At 46.1% G+C, this 7,343-nt stretch carries 7 protein-coding genes; 2 read left to right on the top strand and 5 right to left on the bottom strand.

What is annotated here, in order from left to right; translation table 11 throughout:
• Positions 1-64: 64 nt before the first annotated feature.
• Complete coding sequence (locus PX636_RS18165; RefSeq protein ID WP_288118173.1) at positions 65-1,015, top strand: undecaprenyl-diphosphate phosphatase; 951 nt, start codon at positions 65-67, stop codon at positions 1,013-1,015.
• A gap of 12 nt (positions 1,016-1,027) precedes the next feature.
• Here the strand turns inward: PX636_RS18165 and PX636_RS18160 are convergent, their stop codons facing one another.
• From PX636_RS18160 to tig, 5 genes are all read right to left on the bottom strand, one after another.
• On the bottom strand, positions 1,028-1,885 hold the full coding sequence (locus PX636_RS18160; protein ID WP_288118171.1) for an alpha/beta fold hydrolase: 858 nt from the start codon (positions 1,883-1,885) through the stop codon (positions 1,028-1,030).
• Positions 1,863-2,072 (bottom strand): hypothetical protein, encoded by a 210-nt coding sequence (locus tag PX636_RS18155; protein ID WP_004160464.1) that lies wholly within the window; start codon positions 2,070-2,072, stop codon positions 1,863-1,865. Before PX636_RS18155 ends, PX636_RS18160 begins: the two co-directional genes overlap by 23 nt.
• A gap of 21 nt (positions 2,073-2,093) precedes the next feature.
• Entirely contained in the window at positions 2,094-3,428 is a 1,335-nt protein-coding gene (clpX, locus tag PX636_RS18150) for an ATP-dependent protease ATP-binding subunit ClpX (RefSeq protein WP_288118169.1), read from the bottom strand.
• 10 nt (positions 3,429-3,438) lie between these two features.
• A complete protein-coding gene (gene clpP, locus PX636_RS18145; RefSeq protein WP_002736918.1) occupies positions 3,439-4,140 on the bottom strand; it encodes an ATP-dependent Clp endopeptidase proteolytic subunit ClpP in 702 nt (233 codons plus the stop codon).
• A gap of 255 nt (positions 4,141-4,395) precedes the next feature.
• Positions 4,396-5,787 carry a trigger factor gene (tig, locus tag PX636_RS18140; protein WP_288118168.1) on the bottom strand — a complete coding sequence of 464 codons (1,392 nt, stop codon included), beginning with the start codon at positions 5,785-5,787 and terminating at the stop codon, positions 4,396-4,398.
• Positions 5,788-6,111: 324 nt separating this feature from the next.
• Here tig and PX636_RS18135 point away from each other — a divergent pair, with 324 nt between their 5' ends.
• Positions 6,112-7,149: an aspartate-semialdehyde dehydrogenase gene (locus PX636_RS18135; protein ID WP_288118167.1), complete on the top strand. Its 1,038-nt coding sequence runs from the start codon at positions 6,112-6,114 to the stop codon at positions 7,147-7,149.
• Positions 7,150-7,343 lie beyond the last annotated feature (194 nt).

The raw sequence follows: 7,343 nt of genomic DNA, 5'->3' as shown, positions 1-7,343 counted from the left end.
AGGCAGTAATATTGATTAGTTAATTTCCCCACACCCCACACCCAACCCCTTTTTTTACTGAAAAATGATGTTTTCCTTACTGAAAAAAAGCTATAAATGGCTAGGACTAGCGATAATAACGGTAATTTTGGCGATTACACCCGCCGTCATTGCCCAATCAACCACTAGCGCCATACCTCTGGCAAAAATTAACTGGTTACAGGCAATTTTTTTGGGATTTGTGCAGGGAGTGACGGAATTTTTGCCGATTAGCAGTACCGCTCATCTAAAAGCGATTCCCGTCTTTTTGGGTTGGGGAGATCCCGGTGTCACCTATACAGCAGTGATTCAATTGGGCAGTATTGCGGCGGTATTGTCCTATTTTTGGCAGGATTTAAGGCAAATATCCACGGGAATGGTGAAAGCGGTGGCTAGTTCCGATTATCGTTCCCAGGATTTTCGTTTAGCCGTGGGGATTATCCTAGGCACAATTCCGATCGTTTTCTTCGGTTTGTTAATGAAACTTTTCATTCCCGATTTAGATAATTCCCCCCTGAGAAGCATGACAGCGATCGCCTGTGCCTCCATAGTCATGGCTTTACTCTTAGGTACGTCCGAAAAAATCGGGAAACATAAACGCAGTTTCGAGACTTTGCGACAAAAAGACGGGGTTTTAATGGGATTAGCCCAAGCTTTAGCCCTAATACCGGGGGTATCTCGTTCTGGGTCCACCTTAACTGCCGGGTTATTCATGGGTTTAGAAAGGGCAGTAGCGGCGCGATTTTCCTTTCTGTTGGGGATTCCGGCGATAACTTTAGCCGGTTTAGTGGAATTTAAAGGAGTTCTCGACCAGATTAACACCAGTGAATTAATTCCCCTAGCTATTGGGGTAATTTCCTCGGCGCTATTTTCCTATCTTTCGATCGCTTGGTTATTAGATTATCTCAAAAAACAGAGTACCTGGGTTTTTGTCTGGTATCGTCTCTTTTTCGGGGTTACTATCCTGATTGGTGTGGCCTTGGGGCGTTTTTCCTGACCTTTTGGCATTCTAATTAATTTCTAAAAAATCTTGCAATTTTTTTAGATAAGTGGGGGCATCTTCTAACATGGGAAAGTGAGCGGTATTAGCCATCTCCACATACTGGATATTATTATTCAAATCCGCCGCCATTTTGCCCATTTTGGCAGGGATAATAATATCTTTTTCCCCCGATACTAAAAGAGTTGGTATCTTAATCTCTGCAAATTTATCCGGCATAATTTCCACTGCTTTTTTACTCACAGATGTATAAATTGTGCCTAGGGCGGCCTCGTAATCTGCCGCTAAAAAATCTTCTAAAAAAGCAATTCTTTCTGATTTTGGGATCGATCGATGCAAGAATCTCGCCATAAATAATTGATCGGCAAAAGGTACTTTTAAAAACCAATCATAACGAAACTGTACCACATACTTACCGAATTTATGAAAGGCAGCAAAAGCCGCTTTATTATACTCAAAAATGCCATTACAGGTTAAAACTGCTTTGACCACTCTTTCGGGGTACATAGTAATAAAAAAAGTCGCCACCGATGCCCCCATAGAGTGACTATTGAGATAGACTTTTTCAATTTCCAAACTATCTAAAAACAAGGCCAAATCAAGGGCATATTCTTCTAAATCGTAGGAAAGCTCGGGGGATTTTTCCGGCAATTTAGACCGACCAAAACCCCGCATATCGTACAATAAACAATCAAAGCGATCGCAAATTGCCGCAGCCGTCGATCGCCAATAGCGTCCCGATCCTCCCCAACCATGAATAAACACCATGACTGGCTTTTTCTGGGCAGATTCCGACTGTCGAATCCACTCGTAATAGTGGGGAACACCGCGGACAGTGACTGTTTTATCGATTATTTGAGTTTTCATGATAGATGTCGTCTTCCAGATTATCCCAAATCTTAGCCAGTGCAGTTTCGCTGACTTTTTGCCAGAAATCCGAGTTTGTCTCCTCCGGGATGAGGGTGACTAAAACCCTAGTACCCTCTGGAATCGGCACGGATTCGAGGAGTTCGATCCGGCCTTCTTTGATGATCGCAGGAACGGTGTTCAGCATGGTTAACCTCGATTTTTCCCCTTAAGCGGATTCTTGACTAGGTAGAGAGGAAGGATGAACCAATAGCTCTGCCGTGGAACGTTTTTCCACCATTTCGCGGGTGATTAAACAGCGTTTCACGTCCTTGCGCGAGGGCAATTCGTACATGACATCGAGCATTAATTCCTCGACAATACCCCGTAGGGCCCGGGCCCCAGTTTTGCGACGATAGGCCTCTTGGGCGATCGCTAGGACGGCATCAGATTTAAACTCTAACTGTACATTGTCCATCTTCAACAGTTTTTGATACTGTTTCACCAAAGCGTTGCGGGGTTGCGTCAGGATAGCGATTAAAGCTTCCTCATCCAGGGGTGAAAGCGCCGCTAGGACGGGAATCCGACCGACAAACTCTGGAATCATGCCAAATTTGACTAAATCATCGGGAGTCATTTGTTTTAATAACCCTGCCGCTACCTTATCCTTACTAACTTGGCCATCTCCCGGTTGAATAAAGCCCATGGATTTTTTACCGAGACGCTGATCGATCACCTTATCTAAACCGACAAACGCCCCACCGCAGATAAACAGGATATTGCTGGTGTCAATCTGAATACAATCCTGATAGGGGTGTTTGCGGCCGCCTTGGGGGGGAACATTGGCGATCGTTCCCTCTAACATTTTCAGTAAAGCTTGCTGTACCCCTTCTCCAGACACATCCCGGGTAATCGAGGTATTTTCGCTCTTGCGGGCAATTTTATCGATTTCATCGATGTAGATAATGCCCCGCTGCGCTTCTTCCACGTCTAAATCTGCCACTTGTAACAGACGCAAGAGAATATTTTCCACATCTTCCCCCACATAACCGGCCTCGGTTAAAGTGGTGGCATCGGCGACAGCAAAAGGTACATCGAGGATTTTGGCCAGAGTTTGAGCTAGAAGGGTTTTTCCCGATCCTGTGGGACCAATTAACAGAATATTGGATTTTTGCAGTTCAATCCCATCTTCCGGATTGCCGCCACTGGCTTTTTGGGTTTGGATATCTTTGAGGCGTTTGTAATGGTTATAAACGGCCACAGAAAGCACTTTTTTCGCCTCATTTTGACCAATAACGTAGTCATCGAGGTATTTTTTAATCTCTCTTGGTTTGGGAATTTGTTCCCAAGTGGTTTTGTTTTGGCCCGATCGCCGTTTGTTGGGGCGTTCCTCCACCGGGGCGACCGGACTGGGCGGTTCCATCAATTCCTCATCGAGAATTTCGTTACACAGTTCCACACACTCGTCACAAATATAGACCCCCGGCCCGGCGATTAATTTTCGCACTTGTTCCTGGGATTTGCCGCAAAATGAACACTTGAGGTGGGAGTCGTATTTAGACATAGTTTATTATTTACAGGGAAGTAACGGGAACGGTAGGATCGGGCAGTTCGGGACGGGAAATCACCAGATCGATTAACCCATATTCTTTGGCTTCGACGGCCGACATGAAAAAGTCCCGTTCGGTGTCGTTGGCGATGCGATCGTAGGGTTGACCGGTGTGGTGAGCCAGCATGGTATTGAGTCTCTGTTTAATATAGAGGATCTCTTTGGCTTGGATGGCGATATCACTAGCTTGACCTTGGGCGCCGCCGAGGGGTTGGTGAATCATGATCCGGCTACTGGGTAGGGACATCCGTTTACCTGCCGCGCCACCACAAAGCAGGAATGCTCCCATACTAGCGGCTAAACCGAAACAAATTGTCGCCACGTCGGGGCGAATTTGTTGCATGGTGTCGTAGATAGCTAGTCCGGCATAAACGGAACCACCGGGGGAGTTGATATAAAGTTGGATATCTTTTTCGGGATCTTCTGCCTCCAAGTAGAGGAGTTGGGCAACGATCGAATCAGCGACCTGATCATCGACGGGGGTTCCCAAAAAGACAATTCTCTCGCGCAAGAGTCGAGAATAGATATCAAAAGCCCGTTCACCCATGCCAGACTGTTCGATTACCACGGGTAAAACGTTAGCTAGGGAGTTTCTCCCCGTGTTGGCGTAGATAGCAGGGCGACAATTACTGGTAATTGGGTAGTCAGGTGATCTCGATTCGAGCATAATTTTTTCGGTTCCGCTATCACAATCTTAGGGGTTTTGCTTGGCTGTGGAGCTTTTATTGGCAAATGTTAAGCATCTTTAGCACTTCTGTCCATCTATTATGCCCTAAGTTTCCCCCGGTTGGCAGGAATCGGTTATCAGTTATCAGGAGATGGGGGAATGGGGGAATGGGGGAATTCAACTAATACCCCAAAACCCTAACACCCTAACACCCCAACACCCCAACACCCCAACACGACCGCTAACTCCTTACGGTTATTCTTCCTCGGCTGCCAACACTTCCACTTCGGTGAATGCGAAGGTTTCTTCCGTTTCCTCCTCCTCGCTTGTTTCTTCCTCTAGGGAACCTTTGGGGACGAGGGTGATAGTAGCTTTTTCTTTCAGCCATTCCAGGGTGTTTTCCGCCAGCATTTCTTCAGTGATCACCTGTTCCAGACGCTGCATATCTATGTCGCGATCGGACAATTGGGACATGATATTAGCGATTTTTTCCGCTACCGCTTCGGGACTGACTTCAATGCCCGCGACTTTAGCCAATTCCTGCACCACCAGAGTCTGTTTCAGACTTTCGATCGCATCGGGACGGGCGTTTTCCCGCATTTTGGGAATATTATCTTTTGTAAACAACTGGTTGACATCTAGACCCATTTGTTGGAACTGCATGAAGCTTTGGGTCAAAATATGCGTCACTTCCTTTTCGATCAGCGTCTCCGGTAAATCTAAAGTCGCACCCTTGACTAATTCCTTGGTTAAAGCGTCATCAATGCTTTCTTTGGTTTCCTTCTCCGCTTGTTCTTGGAAACGTTTCTCTAAACTTGCTCTTAATTCGGCGATTGTTTCCTGATCGCTGACTTCTTGGGCAAAATCGTCGTCAAGCTCCGGTAATTCCTTCGCTTTTAACTCTTTCATCGTAATTGTAAAGATTACCGCTTTTGCTGCCACATCTTCTTTGGGATAATCTTCCGGGAAAGTCAAAGTCATCTCTTTGACTTCTTCCGGTTTCATGCCGATAATTCCTTCCACCATACCCTCGATAAAGCGTCCTGCTTCCATATCCACCCGCAGATCTTCGCCGTCAATATCCGGGATATCCTCGCCAGTTTCGGCGGATTTTCCCCGATAATCAACGATCGCCACATCTCCCAGCTGCGCCCCGCGATCTTCCACGGGAACCAATGTTGCTAACTGTTCTTGACGCTCTTTAAACCAATTTTCCACGGATTCGGGATCATAAACGGTTTCTTCGGCAGTAACGCTCAGATTTTCGTAATCTCCGAGAATAATTGTCGGGGCCACATCCAGGGAAACTGAAAAAGTCAAAGCTTTACCCGGTTCATAGGCAGCGATCAAATCCTCAAACTTAGACAATAGCTGTGGATTGCCCAGGGACTCGATCCCCTCCTGTTTCAGGGCAGATTCGAGGCAATTTTCAATTAATTCCTCAATTACCGCCGCTTTTACCGCCTTAGTTCCCAATCTTTGCAGAAGGATCTGACGGGGAACCTTGCCGGGGCGAAAACCGGGTATATTAACCGACTTCGCTAAATTCTTGACCACTTGCTCGTGGGTGTTTTTCGTGGTTTCGGCGGGAATTTCAATTTCTAAACCTATCTGACTGGCAGGAAGCTTTTCCTGAATAACTTTCATTGATTTTTCTAGCTCTTACGACAAGGAACGTTTATAATAGGGTGAGCGGTGTTTACGCCTGCGGTGGATCCGTCCCGCTCGTGATATTCTAGGGGAATAGCTGCAGTTGCTCCCCAAGCTCTCACAATCTTTTTATTTTAGCGGTCAATGGGGTATATTTAATTTATTCCGTCCTTGGGGCAGTTAAGCCCAATCAGAAAATTTTGCTGATCAAAAGCCGATCAATCCAAGTTTTAGAATAACTCGGTGGACAAAAAAGATTTTTTACTGTAACGATTTCTTCGGATCATTATCATCACCCAACTCGTCAGGAGGTCACACAATTTGAGTCAAAAAGTACGGGTCGCTATTTTAGGAGCCACCGGGGCCGTGGGAACGGAATTACTAGAGTTATTAGCTAGTCGTCAATTTCCTCTCGCTAGTCTAAAATTACTGGCTTCCGAGCGTTCTGCTGGAAAAACCCTCGATTTTCGGGGCGAAAGTCTCCTCATCGAAGCGGTAAACGAGCGCTCTTTTCAGGACGTGGATATCGTTCTTGCTTCTGCGGGGGGGTCCACCTCGAAAGCTTGGGCGAAAACTATTGTCGAGTCGGGTGCGACGATGATCGATAACTCCAGTGCTTTTCGCATGAATCCCGAAGTGCCTTTAGTTGTCCCAGAAATCAATCCCGACAGTGTGGACAATCACCGGGGCATTATCGCTAATCCCAACTGTACGACAATTCTTTTAGGAGTGGCGATCTGGCCTCTCCACCAAGTACAGTCGATCGAGCGAGTAGTAGTTTCTACTTATCAGTCCGCTAGTGGTGCTGGAGCGCGAGCAATGGAGGAGGTAAAACAGCAAGCACAAGCAATTCTTGACAATCGGCAACCTCCCACTAATTCCTTCCCCTATCCCCTCGCTTTTAATCTTTTTCCCCACAATACCCCGATTAATGGTCAAGGGTACTGCGAGGAAGAAATGAAAATGGTCAACGAAACCCGCAAGATTTTTGCTTGTCCGGAGCTGCGGGTTAGCGCCACCTGTGTAAGGGTTCCCGTCCTGCGGGCCCATTCGGAATCGGTTAACCTAGAATTTAGTCAGCCTTTTTCTGTGGTGAAGGCTAGAGAGATTCTTCAGTCCGCTCCGGGGGTAAAATTAGTGGAAGATTGGGACGCTAATTATTTTCCCATGCCAATTGATGCTACCGGTCGCGATGAAGTATTAGTGGGACGCATTCGTCAAGATATATCCCATCCTAACGGTCTAGAATTGTGGCTATGCGGCGATCAAATTCGCAAGGGTGCGGCTTTAAATGCTGTACAAATTGCCGAGCTTTTAGTTAAGAAAAATCTCGTCGGTTCAAAATTAGCAACAGTTTGATAATTAAGCTATCAGCCATCAGCTAGATCAAGGCGATGATAACTAGACCTCTGGTAAAAATCAAAAATTGTTGTTGGGGTTAGGAGCCAGTAGTCAGTAGTCAGGAGGATTAAGAATGAATAATAATCAATTAAATAGTCCTACCCTAACCCATCCTACAAATAATTAATTGTGCCTCCCTACTTAGGAGGATT

It is taken from the genome of Microcystis sp. M53598_WE2 (assembly GCF_030067735.1).
In the GTDB taxonomy this organism is placed as follows: Bacteria; Cyanobacteriota; Cyanobacteriia; order Cyanobacteriales; family Microcystaceae; genus Microcystis; species Microcystis aeruginosa.
The sequence above is the reverse complement of the archived record's forward strand: the minus strand, read 5'-3'. Positions and strand labels throughout refer to the sequence as shown.

What these genes read in the sequence shown, in the direction of transcription:
- PX636_RS18165 (WP_288118173.1), top strand. Translation starts at nt 65, where the DNA reads ATGATGTTTTCCTTACTGAAAAAAAGCTATAAATGGCTAGGACTAGCG.
- PX636_RS18160 (WP_288118171.1), bottom strand. Translation starts at nt 1,885, where the DNA reads ATGAAAACTCAAATAATCGATAAAACAGTCACTGTCCGCGGTGTTCCC.
- PX636_RS18155 (WP_004160464.1), bottom strand. Translation starts at nt 2,072, where the DNA reads ATGCTGAACACCGTTCCTGCGATCATCAAAGAAGGCCGGATCGAACTC.
- clpX (WP_288118169.1), bottom strand. Translation starts at nt 3,428, where the DNA reads ATGTCTAAATACGACTCCCACCTCAAGTGTTCATTTTGCGGCAAATCC.
- clpP (WP_002736918.1), bottom strand. Translation starts at nt 4,140, where the DNA reads ATGCTCGAATCGAGATCACCTGACTACCCAATTACCAGTAATTGTCGC.
- tig (WP_288118168.1), bottom strand. Translation starts at nt 5,787, where the DNA reads ATGAAAGTTATTCAGGAAAAGCTTCCTGCCAGTCAGATAGGTTTAGAA.